At 66.0% G+C, this 17,612-nt stretch carries 13 protein-coding genes; 10 read left to right on the top strand and 3 right to left on the bottom strand.

Translation table 11 applies throughout. From position 1 onward, the window contains the following. Positions 1–30: 30 nt before the first annotated feature. Entirely contained in the window at positions 31–1,185 is a 1,155-nt protein-coding gene (locus ACSF9G_RS09040; protein ID WP_436640705.1) for a M20 family metallopeptidase, read from the bottom strand. Positions 1,186–1,199: 14 nt separating this feature from the next. Further along, positions 1,200–2,018, bottom strand: a complete 819-nt coding sequence (locus tag ACSF9G_RS09045) for an IclR family transcriptional regulator (protein ID WP_436640707.1) — start codon at positions 2,016–2,018, stop codon at positions 1,200–1,202. A 93-nt stretch (positions 2,019–2,111) separates the two neighbouring features. Here ACSF9G_RS09045 and ACSF9G_RS09050 point away from each other — a divergent pair, with 93 nt between their 5' ends. The 7 genes from ACSF9G_RS09050 to ACSF9G_RS09080 all read left to right on the top strand — a co-directional run bounded on the left by ACSF9G_RS09050 (position 2,112) and on the right by ACSF9G_RS09080 (position 12,824). Further along, positions 2,112–5,987, top strand: a complete 3,876-nt coding sequence (locus ACSF9G_RS09050; protein ID WP_436640709.1) for a hydantoinase B/oxoprolinase family protein — start codon at positions 2,112–2,114, stop codon at positions 5,985–5,987. A 39-nt stretch (positions 5,988–6,026) separates the two neighbouring features. Beyond that, a complete protein-coding gene (locus tag ACSF9G_RS09055) occupies positions 6,027–7,637 on the top strand; it encodes an ABC transporter substrate-binding protein (protein ID WP_436640711.1) in 1,611 nt (536 codons plus the stop codon). Between the two features lie 27 nt (positions 7,638–7,664). Beyond that, positions 7,665–8,672, top strand: a complete 1,008-nt coding sequence (locus ACSF9G_RS09060; protein WP_261614483.1) for an ABC transporter permease — start codon at positions 7,665–7,667, stop codon at positions 8,670–8,672. Positions 8,673–8,674: 2 nt separating this feature from the next. Further along, positions 8,675–9,592, top strand: coding sequence for an ABC transporter permease (locus ACSF9G_RS09065; protein ID WP_436640714.1), 918 nt, complete (start codon positions 8,675–8,677; stop codon positions 9,590–9,592). Further along, on the top strand, positions 9,589–10,611 hold the full coding sequence (locus ACSF9G_RS09070; RefSeq protein WP_436640716.1) for an ABC transporter ATP-binding protein: 1,023 nt from the start codon (positions 9,589–9,591) through the stop codon (positions 10,609–10,611). Before ACSF9G_RS09065 ends, ACSF9G_RS09070 begins: the two co-directional genes overlap by 4 nt. Next, complete coding sequence (locus ACSF9G_RS09075; protein ID WP_436640718.1) at positions 10,608–11,459, top strand: ATP-binding cassette domain-containing protein; 852 nt, start codon at positions 10,608–10,610, stop codon at positions 11,457–11,459. Before ACSF9G_RS09070 ends, ACSF9G_RS09075 begins: the two co-directional genes overlap by 4 nt. Positions 11,460–11,543: 84 nt before the next feature. Further along, complete coding sequence (locus ACSF9G_RS09080; RefSeq protein ID WP_436640720.1) at positions 11,544–12,824, top strand: NAD(P)/FAD-dependent oxidoreductase; 1,281 nt, start codon at positions 11,544–11,546, stop codon at positions 12,822–12,824. A 122-nt stretch (positions 12,825–12,946) separates the two neighbouring features. Here the strand turns inward: ACSF9G_RS09080 and ACSF9G_RS09085 are convergent, their stop codons facing one another. Next, positions 12,947–13,384 (bottom strand): I78 family peptidase inhibitor, encoded by a 438-nt coding sequence (locus ACSF9G_RS09085; RefSeq protein WP_436640722.1) that lies wholly within the window; start codon positions 13,382–13,384, stop codon positions 12,947–12,949. 176 nt (positions 13,385–13,560) lie between these two features. Here ACSF9G_RS09085 and ACSF9G_RS09090 point away from each other — a divergent pair, with 176 nt between their 5' ends. The 3 genes from ACSF9G_RS09090 (at position 13,561) to ACSF9G_RS09100 (ending at position 17,556) form a co-directional block, all read left to right on the top strand. Next, on the top strand, positions 13,561–14,136 hold the full coding sequence (locus tag ACSF9G_RS09090; protein ID WP_436640724.1) for an NnrU family protein: 576 nt from the start codon (positions 13,561–13,563) through the stop codon (positions 14,134–14,136). Positions 14,137–15,583: 1,447 nt separating this feature from the next. Further along, positions 15,584–17,065, top strand: coding sequence for an Asp-tRNA(Asn)/Glu-tRNA(Gln) amidotransferase subunit GatB (gene gatB / locus ACSF9G_RS09095; protein ID WP_436640726.1), 1,482 nt, complete (start codon positions 15,584–15,586; stop codon positions 17,063–17,065). Then, positions 17,062–17,556: a GNAT family N-acetyltransferase gene (locus ACSF9G_RS09100; RefSeq protein ID WP_436640728.1), complete on the top strand. Its 495-nt coding sequence runs from the start codon at positions 17,062–17,064 to the stop codon at positions 17,554–17,556. Before gatB ends, ACSF9G_RS09100 begins: the two co-directional genes overlap by 4 nt. Positions 17,557–17,612 lie beyond the last annotated feature (56 nt).

A 17,612-nucleotide genomic window follows, 5' to 3' on the forward strand; every position in this document is an offset into this window, starting at 1 on the left:
CGGAAAACGTCCTGGTTTTGTGCAGGCAGACTACTCGGCGGACGCCGTTTGGAGGCGGCCGAGGTCGGTTGTCTCGAGCAGGGACGCGAAGAGGTCTATCCGCGGTACCACCGATGACAGCAGGATGTGCTCTTCGAGGGTATGCGCCCCGGCACCGTCCACTCCCAATCCATCCAGCGTCGGCACGCCGATTGCGGACGTGAAGTTGCCATCGCTTGCGCCGCCGGCGGCCACGCCCACAAGTTCAATGCCGAGCGTCGCGGCGACCGTCCGCGCATGGTGGAAAAGCCTCTGCGATTCAGGCCCGTGGTCGAAGGGAGGGCGGTTGAGCTCGCCGGCGATTTCAAGTGTGACGTCCGGATCTCGCGGGATCAGAGATCGGATGGCGGCGAGCGTCGGTTCGACCTGATCGAGCCGCTGCAGTCGGACATCCACCTCGATACGGCAGTGAGCCGGCACCGTGTTCGGGCTGGTTCCGCCGCTGATCGTTCCAACGTTGACAGTGATGCCCCGCGCCAGGTCCGTCAGGGCTTCGATAGCGGGAATGTGCACGGCGATTTCGCTGACCGCGCTGCGGCCGAGCTCGAAGTTCGATCCCGAATGGGCGGCGTGTCCGCTCGCCGTAATGACGAAGCGCGCCACGCCCTTCCGGGACGTAACGATCTTGCCGCCGTCGCGCGCGGGCTCGACAACGAGTGCCGCCAGAGCCCGTCTGGCTTCGTCTTCGATGACCGTGCGAGAGGAGGGGCTTCCGATCTCCTCGTCGGGCGAGAACAGAAAGGTGACGGGCACCTTGCTCGATCGGCCCGTTTCGCGAAGCCTGCGCCAGGCGGCGAGCGCCATCAGCGCCGAGCCTTTCATGTCGTAGACCCCGGGCCCGTAAAGACGATCTCCCTCGATGCGCCATCGCAGCGCGGACTGGAGCGTTCCGCATGGATGCACCGTATCGAGGTGGGCGAGCACCAGGATGCCGGGCTCGGATCCGGCGGGGCCGCTGCGGGCCAGCAGCGTCTGGCACGCCCCGTCGCCGCCTCCCGCCCATTCGACGGAGAGGCCCGATCGGGCGCACTGCGCGGCGACCAGCTCCAGCAGCCGGGCGACCGACTTCCGTTCGGCACTGGGCGTCTCGATCGAGACCCATTCGTTCAGCTCGGCTACGTAGTCTGTAAGTCGCGAAGACGTCATGGCGAGTCCCTCAATCAGGCTGAGCGCATCGCAAGCGAGATCGCATTCGCGGCGCCGACGACGACCGGGGCGAGTTCGGCCTCTACGCGCTCGACGGACCAGCGCGGCCAGGGCACCGCGATATTGACGGCGGCGAGCACCGCGCCGCTTTCGTCGAATACCGGCGCGGAGACCGAGATGTCGCCGACAAAGGCTTCCTGGTTCGTCAGGCTGTAGCCCTGGGCCCGGACCCTGGCGCAGGCTTCCAGGATCTCCTCAGGATCGGTCTTGGTCGTGGGTGTGCGCGATTTCAGGTCGCTTGTCGCGAGGATGCGCCGCGCTTCCTCGTCGTCGAGATAGGCCAGTATCGCGCGGCCGGGTGCCGTGCAGTAGATCGGCAGCCGCGACCCCGAGGACAGGTCGACGCTGACCACGTGCCTGCTCGGATAGCGCAGCACGTAGACAACGTCCTCTCCCTCGCGCTCGGTAAGATTGACGGTCTCTTCGCAACTCGCATTCACGGCCTCGAGTATGGGGCCGGCGACCTCGTGCAGATGGCTCGATGCGATAAACGATGCGCCGAATTCGAGCATGCGGGCCGAAAGGCTGTAGAGGCGGGTGGCCTCTGACTGCCGGATGTAGCCCAGCGCACGCAGGGTGAAGACCACGCGCTGGGCGGCACTTTTCTCGATTCCACTCAGCCGCACGATCTCGGTGAGGCTGAGCGGCTTTCGCTTGGCATTGAAAGCGGAAAGCACCTGGAATGTTTTTTCGACGGATCCGAGAAATCGGCCGTCGCCCGTGTCTTCCTTGCGCGGCTTCGGGCGGGCCGCCGTGTTCTCGATCGCATTCACCGCAACAACCCCCTTGACAGAGTTCGACCTCCGGCTAGCATTATCGTATTACGATATTTAATATCGCATAGCGATACAAGAGGGTGGTCGCCGATGACACGTCAACGTGAGTGCCGTATCGGGTTCGACATCGGAGGGACCTTCACCGACTTCGTCCTGCTGGAGACGGAAAGCGGTCGGCTTCATACCCACAAGGCACTCACCACCTCGCAAGACCCCGCCGCCGGCTCGATCGACGGGCTGGAGGCGCTGGTTGCGAAAGCCGGCAAGTCGTTCGCCGACATCGCCGACATCGTCCATGGCACCACCATCGTCACCAACGCGATCATCGAACGTCGCGGCGCAAAGACGGCGCTGTTGACCACCCGTGGTTTTCGCGACGTGCTCGAAATGGCCACCGAGCAGCGCTACGACGCGCACGACCTGTTCATTCGTTTCCCCGATCCGCTGGTCGAGCGGTCCATGTGCTTCGAGGTGGACGAGCGCATTGCGGCCGACGGCTCCGTCGTGACCCCGATCGCCGCGCGGCAGGTGCGCGACTTGCTGGCCTCTGCGGTGGCCGCCGGGGCCGAGGCCGTGGCGGTGTCGTTCATGCACGCCTACAAGAACGACACGCATGAGCGCCTCGTGGCCGCGATCGCGGCCGACGAATATCCCGACCTCTCTGTCTGCCTGTCGAGCGAGGTCTGTGCCGAAGTGCGCGAGTATGAGCGGGCCACCACGACGACGGCGAATGCCTATGTGATGCCGTTGATCGATCCGTATGTGCGCAGCATCGAAGGCGCGCTGCGCGAACGCGGCTTCTCCGGATCGCTCTTCCTGATGCAGTCCTCTGGCCAGCTGGCCTCGCCGGCCATGGCCCGACGCTTTCCCATCCGGCTTCTGGAATCCGGCCCGGCGGGCGGGGCCATCGCCGCGGGATATTTCGGCCGCATCGCCGGTCATGACGATGTCATTGCCTTCGACATGGGCGGGACGACCGCGAAGGTCTGCCTGATCGAGGATGGCCGCGCCGACGTGGCGCCGATGATCGAGGCGGCGCGCGAGCATCGCTTCAAGCGTGGCAGCGGCCTGCCGGTCCGCGCGCCGGTCATCGACATGATCGAGATCGGGGCAGGGGGCGGCAGTATCGCCCATTTCGATGAGCTGGGGTTGATGAAGGTCGGTCCGCGGAGCGCGGGCTCCACGCCGGGGCCGGCCTGCTATGGACGCGGTGGCCAGAAGCCGACCGTGACGGACGCCAATCTAGTTCTTGGCTATCTCGACGGCGCCTCCTTCCTCGGCGGGCGGATGCAACTCGACCGAGACGCGGCCGAAAGCGCCTTCGCGCCGATTGCCGAGACGCTGTCCGACAGTTCCGTGGCGGCGGCCTGGGGCGTGCTTGCCGTCGTCTGCGAGAACATGGGTGGTGCGGCGCGCGCGCACGTGGTCGAGAAGGGACGGGATCCTCGCGGCTACACGATGGTCGCGTTTGGTGGCGCCGGTCCCGCCCACGCGATACGCGTCGCCAAATCGCTCGGGATGGCGAAGGTCGTGGTGCCGCAGGCCTCCGGCGTCGCCTCGGCGGTGGGTTTCCTGGGCGGTCGGGTGGGCCACGAAGCGGTCCGCTCCGCTCCCGGGCTGCTTGCCGGGCTCGATTGGGCCGCGGTCAATGATCTCCTGGGGGAACTGGAGGCCGACGGGCGCCTTCTCGTGGCGGAGGCCGGTGTTGACGCCGGCACGATCGAGATCCGACGCCAGGTGGAGTTGCGGCTGGCCGGCCAGGTCCACAACCTGCAGGTCCCGGTGCCCGATGGCGCTCTGGGCACGGACACCGTTCAGCACATCGCCGAGCTGTTCGCAAGGGAATATCGGCAGCTCTACGAGCGCGAGCCGAGCAATGCCGACATCGAGGTGATCAGCTGGCGCGTGACGTCGCTCGGTCCGGATCCGAAGCTGGCGCTTGCTTCGTTGGCCCGGCCCAGGTCCGCATCGGGTGCCTCGAAGGGAACGCGGCCGGTCTGGTTCCCGGAGACCGGATCATTCGTCGAAACCCCGGTCCACGACCGCTACGCCCTGGTCCCCGGGCAGGAGATCCACGGACCTGCGATCATCGAGGAAGATGAATCAACCACCGTCGTTCCGCCCGGCGACCATGTCGAGGTCGATGTAGGCGGCAGCCTGGTCATCCACCTGTCGCAGGGGACGGCAGCCTTTCGGCGCCCGGAGGCATCCGCGTCGCTTCCGCAGGAGATCGCACGGCTCGAGGCTGATCCGATCGGCCTTGAGATCATGTGGAGCCGGCTCATCAGCATCTCCGAGGAATCCTGGCTGACAGTCATCCGTACCGCGTTCTCGCTGATCATCGGCGAAATGCAGGACTTCGCCTGCGAGATCCTGGATGCCGAGGGGCAGTCGCTCGCCCATTCGCCGCGTGCCATGCCCGTCTTCAACATCACGCTCATGTCGGCCGTTCAGGAACTGCTGCGGGAGTTCCCTGCACACACGCTTGAGCCCGGTGACGTGCTGGTGACCAACGATCCCTGGATCTGTGCGGGCCACCTGTTCGACGTGGGGGTGGTCACGCCGGTTTTCCGCAACGGCAAGGTCGTCGCGATGATCGGTTCCATCGGCCATGTCAGCGACATCGGCGGAACCAAGGACCGGATGCGGGCGCGGGAGATCTTCGAGGAGGGCATCCAGATCCCTCCGATGAAGCTCTATCGCGCCGGCAAGGCGAACGAAGATCTGTTCCGTCTCATTCAAGCCAATGTTCGCAATTCGGCGCAGGTGATCGGCGACATAGAGGCGCTGGTTGCCGCCAATGCCGTCGGCGCGCGGCGACTCGAGGCCTTCCTCGCAGAGTATGGTCTGGAAGACCTGCGGGCGCTGGCCCACGTGATCCAGTCGCGCGCCGAGCGGGCCATGCGCGATGCGATCAGGGCGGTTCCCAATGGCGTCTACCGCAGTGAAATCGAGCCGCTGAGCAACGGCACCCGTCATACCTTCCCCGTTACGATCACGGTGAATGGCGACGAGATCGAGGTCGATTACGCGGGATCGCCGCCCGAGCTCCTGCAGGGCGGGCTCAACTGCACGCTCAATTTCACCCAGGCCAAGACGTTCTTTGCGTTGAAATGCCTGCTTACGCCGTCGATCCGTGCTTCGGCGGGCTGCTATCGGGCGCTGACAGTGAAGGCCCCGGAGGGCACCATCGTGAATTGCAGCCACGGAACGTCGGTCGGGCTGCGCCACCTCACCGGGTCGTATCTGGTGGGAAACATCTTTCAGGCGCTGGCCGACGCGATGCCGGATGCCGTCCAGGCCTATAGCGGACTCCCCGCGATCATTCATTTCTTCGGCAAGGACGAGAACGGACGACAGTTCAGCGAGCACCTCTATCTGGGCGGGGGGCAGGGCGCATCCTCCAGGCAGGACGGCAAGTCCGCCCTGCTCTGGCCGACCAGCGCGTCCAACGGCTCGGTCGAGGTGCTCGAGACACGCGCGCCGGTGCTCGTGCTGGAAAAATCCTATGTGCCCGAGAGCGCCGGACCGGGGCGCACCCGAGCCGGTCTCGGACAGCAGATGCGTGCCCGACGCATCCGGTCCCGAGGGCCCCGCGTGATGGTGAACTGCTATCCGGAGGGCGTGGGATTCAACGCCGTCGGCATGGCGGGCGGGCTCTCCGGTGGGGGCGCGCATTTCCGCATGTACGGCGAGGACGGCGGGCTCCTCCAGGACTACGGCAGCGGCTCGGTCGACATGCTCACCGCCACCGACCAGGTCGTCGAAGTCCGCGTTGGCGGGGGCGCCGGCTATGGCGATCCCCACGACCGCCCGGTCGATCATGTCATTGCGGATGTAAAGGGAGGCTACGTCAGCCCCGAGCAGGCCCGCGAAGTCTATGGCGTCGCGATCGACGGCGCTGGCAACCCGGCTGCCGACGGGACGGCGAACGGTGGGCGGCGCGCCCGCAAGCCGGTCGCCTAGCAAAGATAACGATGGGGAACACAGCAAGGGAGAACTGGAATGCGTATAAGTAAGTCAATCGGGGTCGCTCCGACCGCACTGGCCGCCCTGGTGGCTGCGGGCTTGGCGCTTGCGGCGACCTCGACCGATGGCATGGCCTACGAGGTCGAGAACGGGCGCAAGATCCTGGTTTGGGGGGGACGGACGCCCGTCAGCAACTTCGATCCGCATCAGCGGTTCGATTCGCCGCATCATGTGTTCCAGTCCGCGATCTACGAGCCGCTGGTGAAGTACAAGGGCAGTCCGTCCGAGATCGTGCCCTGGCTCGCCGAGAGCTGGGAGATGAACGACGACGCGACCGAATGGACCTTCAAGCTCGATCCGCGCGCGAAGTTCCAGAACGGCGATCCGGTGGACGCGGAGGCGGTCAAGTACTCGTTCGCGCGGGCGCTGGAGATCAACAAGGCGGTTGCGTGGATGCTCTCTGGCAATCTCAAGGAAGATGCCATCGAAGTCGTAGATGCGAACACAGTGCGGTTCAAGTTCGACGTCCCGTCGCCCAGCTTCATCGGCTATCTGCCGTGGTGGATGATCGTCAACCCGAAACAGGTCGAGGCGCAGGCCGCCGACGGCGATCTCGGCCAGGCCTGGATGATGACCAACACGGCGGGAAGCGGCCCCTTCCGGGTCAAGCAGTTCCGTGCGGACGCGGTCTACCAGCTCGAAGCTCTGGACGATTACTGGCGCGGCTGGCCGCAAGGCGAGGACAAGCGCCTCGGTGGCGTCATCTATCAGGTCATTCGCGAGCCTTCCGCGCAGCGGACCGCTTTGATGACGAAGCAGGCGGACATCGTGGAAGGGTTGACGACGGCGGACTACCAGCAGGTCGCGAACGTTCCGGGGATCGTCATCGAGAACAACGTCGGCGCCAGCCCTTTCGCGATCAAGTTCAACTATCAGGACGGACCGACCAAGGACGTCAATCTACGGCGGGCCATCGCTTACGCGTTCGACTATGAAGCGCTTCCGGAACTCTACTCGGGGGATGCGACGCTGATGACCAGCCCGTTCCCCAGCGTGCTGAACGGCCATGTCGAGGTCGCGGACTTCCCGCGGCGGGATCTCGAGAAGGCCAAGGCCTACCTGGCCAAGACCGAATGGGCCGATGGTGGTCTCGAGCTCGAATATGTGCACCAGCAGGGCAATGACGAGACCCGCCGCGTCGGGTTGATCCTGCTGGATAGCCTGAAGGACCTGGGTATCAGCGTCCGCATAACGCCGCTGCTGTGGGCCAACATGGTCGCGAACGCGCAGAGCATAGAGACGGCCGCCGATATGACGGGCCTTTTCATGGCGACCTATACGTCCGATCCCGACTCGGCGTCGTCCCAGTACCACAAAAGCGCCTGGGGGCAGTGGTTCGGCGTTAGCCACTACGACAATCCGGAGGTCTTCTCCCTGATCGAGAAGGGCAGGACGACGGCGGCCTGGGATCAGCGCGCCCCGATCTATGCCGAGATCCAGAACAGGATCACGGCCGATCAGCCGGAGATCTTCGGCTACGTGCCCAATGTCCGCCTTGCGCACCGCGACTACGTCAAGGGGTACGAGTACACCTCGATCAAGACGTCGGGCTTCGCCGATTTCGGCAGCCTCTGGATCGAAGACTGAGCCGGCGGGCCGGACAAGGACCAGGCGATGACCCTCTATCTCGTCAGGCGGCTCCTCGTTCTCGGAACCATGATGTTCGGCCTGCTCTGCATCACGTTCTTCATCGCGAACATCGCTCCCGGGGATCCGGCCGCGCTTGCGGCCGGCCCCAACGCGACGAAGTCAATGGTCGAGACGATCCGCGTCGAATACGGGCTCGACAGGCCGCTGTGGGAGCAATTCGGTCGTTACGTTTCGGACGTTTTCGCCGGCGATCTCGGTCGCTCGATCTCGACCACGCGACCGGTCATCGATCACATATCCGAGGCCTTTCCCGCCACGATGGAGCTGGTGCTCGTCGCCATGGGCTTCGCGGTCGTCGTGGGCGTCTTCATCGGCGTTCTTGCCGCGGTGTGGAGAGACACCGTTATTGACCACGCCGTTAGGGTATTCGCCGTGTCGGGGATCGCTCTGCCGATGTTCTGGTTCGGCCTGCTGCTTCAGCTCCTCATGGCGGTGAAGCTCGGCTGGCTGCCGGTCAGCGGCCGGCTCGGCCTCATTACCGAACGGCCGGAGCCGATCACGCATCTGCTCATTCTGGATTCTCTCCTGCGGGGGCAGTGGGGCACGGCGCTGGAGGCATTGCGCTACATCGCGATGCCGGCGCTGGTGCTGTCCTTCCCGTGCCTTGCCTCGGTCGCCCGCGTCGCGCGGTCGGAAATGATCGAGACCATGGCCTCCGACTACGTACTCGGCGCCCGCGCCCAGGGGCTCGGCACGTTCAGCATCCAGATCCGTCACGCGCTGCGCAACGCGATGCTGCCCGTGCTGGCGCTGATCGGCCTGCGCTACGGCTGGATGCTCGGAGGGACCGCTCTGGTCGAAACGGTCTTCGACTGGCCGGGCCTGGGGCTCCTGATGGTCAATTCGGTGCTGATGTCGGACTTCAAGCCCGTTCTGGCGGTCACCCTGATCATCGGCTTCAACGTCATGCTGGCGAATTTCCTCGTGGACCTGGCCTATGCCTGGTTCGACCCGCGGCTACGGCAGGGCTGACCATGACCGATACGACTGTAGCCCCTGGATCGGAGCGGGCCGGCTTCGAAGCGGAAGAAAAGCTGGATCGGTACAGGGAACTGCGCCGGGCCGTATGGCTCCTGACGCGCAGTTTCTCCTCGATGCTGGGGCTCGCCATCGTCGTCCTGTTCATGATCCTGGCGCTCTTCGGAAAATGGATCGCGCCGTATCCCGAGGCCGCCCTCGGCACCGTCAACATGGCCGAGATGCTTCAGCCGCCGAGCTGGCAGCACTGGTTCGGCACAGACGACATGGGCAATGACGTGCTCTCCCGTGTCATCATCGGAACCCAGATCTCGCTGCAGGTCGGCCTCATCATCACCGTGGGCGCCGCGCTGGTCGGCGTGCCGCTGGGCATACTCGGCGGTTATCTTGGCGGCTGGGTGCGCAGTACCATCATGGCGCTGACGGATCTCTTCCTTTCCGTGCCGAGCCTGGTCCTGGCGATCGCGATCGTCGCGGTGCTCGGACCCGGCATCGTCAACACCATGATCGCGCTGGCCGTCGTGTGGTGGCCCGGGTACGTCCGGCTGATCGACAGCAAGACGCTGGCCATCAAGAAGGAGCCGTATGTCGAGGCCGCCCGTGCGCTTGGCGCCTCCACGCCGCGCATCATCTTCCGCTACCTGCTGCCGGGGTGTGCTTCGCCGCTGATCGTGAAGGCGAGCATGGACATGGGAGCCGCGATACTGGCCGCGGCCGGCCTCGGCTTCATAGGGCTAGGCGCAAAGGCGCCGTCGCCGGAATGGGGGGCGATGCTGAGTGTCGCGCGCGGTTACCTTCCCGAATGGTGGTGGTTCGCCTTCTTTCCGGGCATGGCGATCTATCTCAGCGTGCTCGGCTTCAACCTGCTCGGGGACGGCCTGCGCGACGTACTCGACCCGAGGACCTCGCGATGAGACACGTTCCTGCCGGAAGCGAGACCCGGACGGAGACCACGCTTTCCGTCAGCGACCTCTCGCTCGAACTCGCCACCTACGACGGGACCGTGCAGGTCCTCGACAATATCAATCTTGCCGTCGGCCGCAGGGAGACGATCGGGGTCGTGGGCGAGACCGGCTGCGGAAAATCGGTTCTCGCGAAAAGCGTGCTGGACCTGCTGCCGCGCGGCATCGCCCGTTACCGCCGGGGCTCGATCCGCTGGAAGGGCGAGAACCTTCTGACGGCCACCCGAAAGCGGCTGCGGCAGGTGCGCGGCACCGAGATCGGCATGGTTTTCCAGGATCCGATGACCTTCTTCGACCCGCTGTACACGGCGGGCAGCTACATGATGGAGGCGATCGGCCATCGCGAGCGCGTCAAGGGGGACGGCGGGTCGAAGGCGCGGCGCAAGGCGGAGGCGATCGACCTGCTGGGCAGGCTCGGCCTTACCGAACCCGACCGGGTCTTCGACAGCTATCCGCACCAGCTTTCCGGCGGCATGCGTCAGCGCGTATTGATCGCGGCGGCGATCGCGGGCAGTCCCGAACTGATCATCGCGGACGAACCGACGACGGCGCTCGACGTGACCGTTCAGGCTCAGATTCTGCACCTGCTGAAGGAGATCGTCGAGACGCGCGATACCTCGATCCTGCTGATCTCCCACGACCTGGGCGTCATCGCCAGCATGTGCGAACGCATCATCGTCATGTATGCCGGAACCATCGTGGAGACGGCGACGAAGCGGCAGCTGCTGTCGCGACCGGCGCATCCTTATACCATCGGGCTCATATCGGCCGTGCCGCGCCTCGGGTACCCGCAGAAGCAGGTGAAGAGTATCGCCGGGCACATCCCGAACCTGTTGAACCCGCCGCCCGGTTGCCGCTTCGCCCCGCGATGCCCCAAAGCGACGGCGCTGTGCCGGAAGGAGAAGCCGGAGCTCGCGACGTTCTCCTGCGGGCGCCAGGTCGCCTGCCATCATCCGGAGCCGTTCGAATGAGTGGGCAACGCATCGCCGAGCTTGTTGCCCTGCGCAAGGAATTCGCCGTCTCGCGGGGCCTGTTTGCCAAGCGCGCCGTCGTTGCGGTCGATGACGTGAACCTGGCGCTGGAGGCGGGCGAAAGCGTCGGTATCGTCGGCGAATCCGGTTCCGGCAAGTCGACCGTGGGCCGGTTGCTGCTCGGGCTCGTCGCGCCGAGCGCCGGAAAGGTGGTGATCGAAGGCAAGGAACTCGCCACGCTGACCAAGACGGAGATGCGCGCGCTGCGCCGTCATGTTCAGATCGTGTTCCAGAATCCCCATACGGCGCTGCATCCGCGGATGATGGTCTCGCGGGCTCTCGCCGAGCCGCTTCGGATACAAGGGGACCTCAGCCATCAGGAGATCACGGCGCGCGTGCGCCGCATGGTCGACACGATCGGCTTGCCCCAGAGTTTTCTCGGTCGGTATCCGCACGAGCTCTCCGGAGGTCAGAAGCAGCGCATTTGCATCGCCCGTGCGCTGATCCTCAATCCGCGGATCATCGTGCTCGACGAACCCACCTCCGCGCTGGACGTATCGGTGCAGGCGCAAATTCTGGAGTTCCTTCAGTCGCTGAGGCAGGACTTCGGCCTGACGTACCTTTTCATCTCCCACGATCTCGCGGTGGTGCAGGCCATGTGCACGCGGGTTCTGGTCATGTACCGGGGACGGATCGTCGATCAGGGTGCGACACGCGACATCCTGGAATCTCCCAGCCATCCTTACACCCGGCGATTGCTCGCTGCGACGCTGGAGCCCTCGGCGGACGCGGCCCTACCGGAGATTCCGGACGGAGACCCGGTTTCAGCGGCGACAACAACAACGTGAGAAGGCGCTGCGCGCGCTTGCGCGAGGCGCGCCGCAGGGCTTGGGCGAGACCCCTTCTTCCGCCCAAAAAGGTGAAACGGAATCATGAGCCTCAACGCGGACACCTCCCGCATGCAGGACAGTATCGCTGTGATCGGTGCCGGCATCATCGGCTTGTCGGTGGCGTGGAACCTCGTCAAGCGCGGCCGGCGGGTCGTGGTCTACGATCCCAACGAGCCCGGCAGCGGTTGCTCGGCGGGCAGTGCGGGCGCCCTCAGTCCCGGGTCGGTGGTGCCGCTGGCCATGCCGGGGCTGCTTGCCTCCGTGCCCGGCATGATGTTGAACCGCGGCAGCGCGCTCCACATCCCCGTCGACTACTGGCTGAAGGCCGCGCCATGGCTCGCCGCTTTCATCACGCAGGCGCGGCCGCGCCGGGTGGCGGTGATCGCGGACGCGTTGGCGCGGCTCTACCGGCCCTCCCTTGAGTTCCACAAGGCGCTGGTGTGCGAGATTGGTGCGCCTGACCTCATCCGCCTGACCGGTCAGCTCCACGTCTATCGCAACCGCCGGCAGTTCGCCCGCAGCAAGGCGGAATGGCGGATTCGTGCCGAGCACGGGGTGACCTACGAGAAACTCGACCGGGCGGGCATCGAGGCGCTGGAACCTCTGGTCGGCCCCGACTACCGGCTCGGCATTTTCATTCCCGAAGCTGGCATGAGCGTCAATCCGCTGCGTCACGCGCAGGCGATCGCCGAGGCGTTGACGAGAGAGGGCGTCTCGTTCGTCAGGCACTCCGTGAATGATCTGTGCTTCGAGGGCCGCGCGGTCGAAGGCGTGGTGACGGGGCAGGGGCGGCGGAGCCACGCGGATGTCGTACTTGCCGCCGGCGCCTGGTCCGCGCGCATCCTGAGAAAGCTCGGTATCGGCGTGCCGCTGGAGACCCAGCGCGGATACCACGTCGACTTCAGGGACTCCGGCATCGCCTTGCAGCGGCCCATAGTTCCGGCGGATCGGAAGGTCTTCGTGACGCCGATCGAGACCGGGCTGCGCGTGGCAGGTACGGTGGAGCTTGCCGGCCTCGACGCTCCGCCGACGCCGCGCCGCGCCGATCTGTTGCACTCCGACCTCAGGGCGGTACTGCCGTCCGTCCGGCTCGATGCGCCGCAGCCCTTCTGGATGGGGCACCGGCCCTGCCTGCCGGACTCGCTGCCGGTGATCGGCAGCAGCCGCGACTGGCGGGGTCTGCATTTCGCGTTCGGCCATGGCCATCTCGGCCTGTCGGCCTCCGCGGTGACCGGGGACATCGTCGGCCGGATCCTGTGTGGTGAAACTGCGCCGATTGACCTCGCCCCCTACCGGGTAGAGCGCTTCAAGAATGCGTCCTGAGCTGTGGACGCATCCCGCTGAAAGGGCGACGCGACGGACGTCGCGGCCGGGCAAGGCCGTTGGCGGAATGGCACATCGACGAGCCTAAACGTCGACGCGCCCCTCGATATCGCTTGCGTGACCTACCAGCAGCTCACCGTCTTGATGGCGTTCGACGCGTCGACGTTCAGGTTCAGCCGGCCGTACTTGAACTCCTGCGTGACCGCCGTTCCGGGCTTGAGCACGCGCACGGACTTGGCGCCGGACTCCCGCTGCGCCCGGTCGATCACCTCCCGGGTCGCCGGCTGGCCTATCGCCCACGGGATCGCGTCGGCGTTGCAGGTCTGCTGCGGTTCGGCAACGCCCGAGCCCGACAGCGTGCCGGAGCCGATGCCGCGGGTGCCGCCGGTGCCGCTGGACCCCCCGTCCGAAACGCCGGACCCGCCGGAGCTGACCGTCGCGGAATTGCCCCCCGACGGGCCCGCGCCAGCGATTGCCGCGCTCCCGGTTTCGGCGCCGTTACAGGCGCTGGCGAAGACAGCGGTGGCGATCAGCCCGGCGCCAATGGCGAGGTGTTTCATGGTGCTTGCTTCCGTTTTCGTGCGCTTCGGTATGTCTTTCGGGCCAAGATAGGCGCTCGCGGCCGCCGGCGCGACCGATACCGCCCGTGCGATCGGGTGCATGGGCGAAACGGGAATCGGCGTTATCTTGTGGCAACGCGTCATCCCGCCGTTCTACGGCTCCCCCGGAGGTTCCCATGTTCGTTCTCATCGCCGGTCTTGCCATTTTTCTCATCGGACACTCGGCCAAGATCGTGGCGCCCGGGTGGCGCGAGGGCGTGATCGCCCGCTACGGAGACAACGCCTGGAAGGGCGTCTATTCGCTGGTCGCGCTCGTCGGCTTCGTGCTGATCGTCTGGGGCTACGGGCTCGCCCGGCAGGACCCGGTCGTGCTGTATTCGCCGCCGGTCTGGACCCGCCACCTCGCGCTGGTGCTGATGATGCCGGTCTTCGTCATGCTGGCCGCCGCCTATATTCCCGGCCGCATCAAGACGACGCTGAAGCATCCGATGCTCGCCGCGGTGAAGCTGTGGGCGGTGGCGCACCTGCTCGCCAACGGCACGCTCGCCGACGTGCTCCTGTTCGGCTCGTTCCTGGCCTGGGCGGTCTGCGACCGCATCTCGCTCAAGCGCCGCCCGGAGGTTCCGCAGATCACCGGCCTGTCGCCGGCACCGGCCAACGACGTCGTAGCGCTCGTCATCGGCGCGACGCTCTATGTCGTGTTCCTGGTGTTCCTGCACGAATGGCTGTTCGGCGTCTCGCCGCTCGCCTGACCGCCGGTTGCGGCATCCGCGGCACCCCCTCCATTCACTCGTCATGCCCGGGCTCGACCCGGGCATCTCGTGCCACACGCCCGGGATTGCCGGGACAAGCCCGGCAATGACGTGCGCAGTGGCGGGCGGAACGGCGCGACGCGGACCTCTCCCCCCTCCGCTCATTCCCGCGAAGGCGGGAATCCAGCGGCCGCAGTACCGCGTCCTCTCCAGTCTCCACGTCATGCCCGGGCTCGACCCGGGCATCTCGTGCCATACGCCTGAGATTGCCGGGACAAGCCCGGCAATGACGTTGGGGGGCTTCCACTCTCAATATCGACGGCAGCACGATACGGACGGGCTGCCTGGGGCCCGGATCAAGTCCGGGACACGGGTTTGTTCGGGTGGCACGGCCGAGCTTCACACCAAAGCCGCGTGCTCCGGGCTTGACCCGGAGCCCAGGGGACGGCTGGCGAGACCTCTCTGCCTCCGCTCGTTCCCGCGAAAGGGGGACTCCGCAAGCCGCGCTGAAAGGCCGTGCCCCAGGCGGGCCGATCCCCGCTTGCGCGGGGAGGAGCGGCCGGGACGGGCGCGTGAAGGGATCGGGATCAGTTCTGCCGATTCCATTCTTCTTTTCAGTCTCTTACGCGAATTCCGAGCCCATTTTCTTCACGCCTTGCGAAACGGGCGTATCCTAGCCCCCATCCCCTTCCACGCGGGGGCGTGCCTGGATCCGACACGGGCTCACGCGGAAGGGGAGCGGCGCCTCCATGGTCCGTCGTCGGGACGGACCATCGGGGAGGATGTGGATCGCCGGTCCCGTACTACGGCGGGGCCGTGGTAGACCAGCACGACAACGCCGGTCGCCGGGGCGCGCGTCAGGCTCCCATGGTCGGGGGTACAACGGCGAACCGCAGCGATACGGCCGCAGGCGGTCCGAGGGTCCAGAAATCGCCGCGGCGGGCGCTCGCAGGAGCACCGTTTCGGACTACCCGCATTGGTGCTTTCGCGAGCGCCCGCGCCCCCAGACCGTCGTCTGACCAGACGGTCGTCTGGACTGTCATTGGGGGCACATAAGCGGTTCTTTGAACTGCGGCGACCGACGCCGCGCTGAATCCGAATTGCGCCCCCCGCGCGTTGGACGCCGGGGCGGATTACGCATGCCTCAGTCAGGCGTTGCCGCACGTGTTCCAGCAATCCAGGACCACCGTCCTCGCTAAAGGCGTGACCACCGTGGCCATGGATGCCCAGGACCAGCCCGGGCATGACGATTGATGGGCACGCGCGTTCCATTCCCAACGTCATCCCCGGGCTTGACCCGGGGATGACGTGAAAACGGGCACGACCGCCCGGTCCACGGCTCCGCGCCTTGCGTGCTCGTGCCCGACAGGGACGGCGCGCACCCCTCCCATTCGCGCGCTATCTGTATTAGAAGGGCGCCAACAGACATCCAACGGACTTGCGAACGATGAACGAAGCGGTGCGCGACGTCGCCAAAGCGAAGCTGATCGAGGGGGCAACCGGAGCCTGGGAAGTGGTGATCGGCATGGAGATCCATGCCCAGATCTCCTCGAAATCCAAGCTGTTCTCCGGGGCCTCGACCGAATTCGGCGGCGACCCGAATTCCCACGTCTCCCTCGTCGACGCGGCGATGCCGGGCATGCTGCCGGTGATCAACGCGTTCTGCGTCGAGCAGGCGGTGCGCACGGGACTCGGGCTGAAGGCGGAGATCAACCTGAAGAGCGTCTTCGACCGCAAGAACTACTTCTATCCCGACCTGCCGCAGGGCTATCAGATTTCCCAGTACAAGCACCCGGTGGTGGGCGAGGGGATCGTCCTCGTCGATCTGCCCGACGGCGAGCTGATCACCGTCGGCATCGAGCGCATCCATATGGAGCAGGACGCGGGCAAGAGCCTGCACGACCAGCACCCCTCGAAATCCTACGTGGACCTCAACCGCTCCGGCGTCGCGCTGATGGAGATCGTCTCCAGGCCCGACATCCGTTCCTCCGAGGAGGCGCGGGCCTTCGTCACCAAGCTGCGTTCGATCCTGCGCTATCTCGGCACCTGCGACGGCAACATGGAGGAGGGCAGCCTGCGCGCCGACGTCAACGTGTCGGTAAGAAAGCCCGGCGCGCCGTTGGGCACGCGCTGCGAGATCAAGAACGTCAACTCGATCCGCTTCATCGGCCAGGCGATCGAATACGAGGCGCGCCGCCAGATCGACATCCTCGAGGACGGCGGCACGATCGACCAGGAGACCCGCCTGTTCGACCCGAAGAACGGCGAGACGCGCTCGATGCGCTCTAAGGAAGAGGCGCACGACTACCGCTACTTCCCCGATCCCGACCTGCTGCCGCTGGAGCTGACGCAGGCCTGGGTCGACGAGATCGCCGCCGGCCTGCCCGAGCTGCCCGACGACAAGAAGGCGCGGCTGATCGCCGATTTCGGCCTGACGCCCTACGACGCCGGCATCCTGGTCGCCGAGCGCGAGACGGCCGACTTCTTCGAGAAGGTGGCGGCCGGCCGCGACGCCAAGCTGGCTGCGAACTGGGTGATCAACGACCTGCTCGGCGGGCTCAACAAGGCCGGCAAGTCGATCGACGAGAGCCCGGTTTCCGCCGATCAGCTCGGCGCAATCATCGACCTGATCGGCGAAAAGGTCATTTCCGGAAAGATTGCCAAGGACCTGTTCGAGATCGTCATGGCCGAGGGCGGCGACCCGCGCACCATCGTCGAGGAGCGCGGCATGAAGCAGGTCACCGACACCGGCGCCATCGAGAAGGCCGTCGACGAGGTGATCGCCGCCAACCCCGACAAGGCCGAGCAGGCCAAGGCCAAGCCCAACATGGCCGGCTGGTTCGTCGGTCAGGTCATGAAGGCGACCGGCGGCAAGGCCAATCCGCAGGCCGTCAACGAGTTGGTGAAGCAGAAGCTCGGGATCGAGTGATTTTCGTCCGCACCGCCGCAGCCTCGGACCTGCCCCGGGTCCGGGCGTTGCTGGTGGAGACGTGGCACGCGACCTATGACGGCATCTACGGGGCCGACAGGGTGACCGCCATAACCGACGACTGGCATTCGCTGTCGTCGCTGCGGCGTCACCTCGATATGCCGAACGCGGAATTCGTCGTCGCCGATGACGGACGCGAAATCGCCGGCATGGCCCTCGCGCGATCCGAGGCCGGCGGCAAGCGGGTGATGCTCCAGCAGCTCTACATTCGTCCGGCATACCAAGGGCAGGGGATCGGCAGTCAATTACTCGCCGAGATCGTCGCCTGCTTCCCGGAGGCCGATAGGCTGCGGCTCGAAGTGGAACCGGCGAACGACAAGGCGGTCGCCTTCTACAAGGCACGCGGCTTCGTGGTTGTCGACCGGACCGATAGCTGCGGCACGGATCGATCCGGTATTCCCGCGTTGGTCCTGGAACGCGCCCTGATCTGATCGGCCAGGTCATGAAGGTGACCGGCGGCAAGGCCGATGCGCGGGCGGTCAACGAT

The organism is Microbaculum mangrovi (assembly GCF_051390635.1).
Classification (GTDB): domain Bacteria; phylum Pseudomonadota; class Alphaproteobacteria; order Rhizobiales; family Tepidamorphaceae; genus Microbaculum.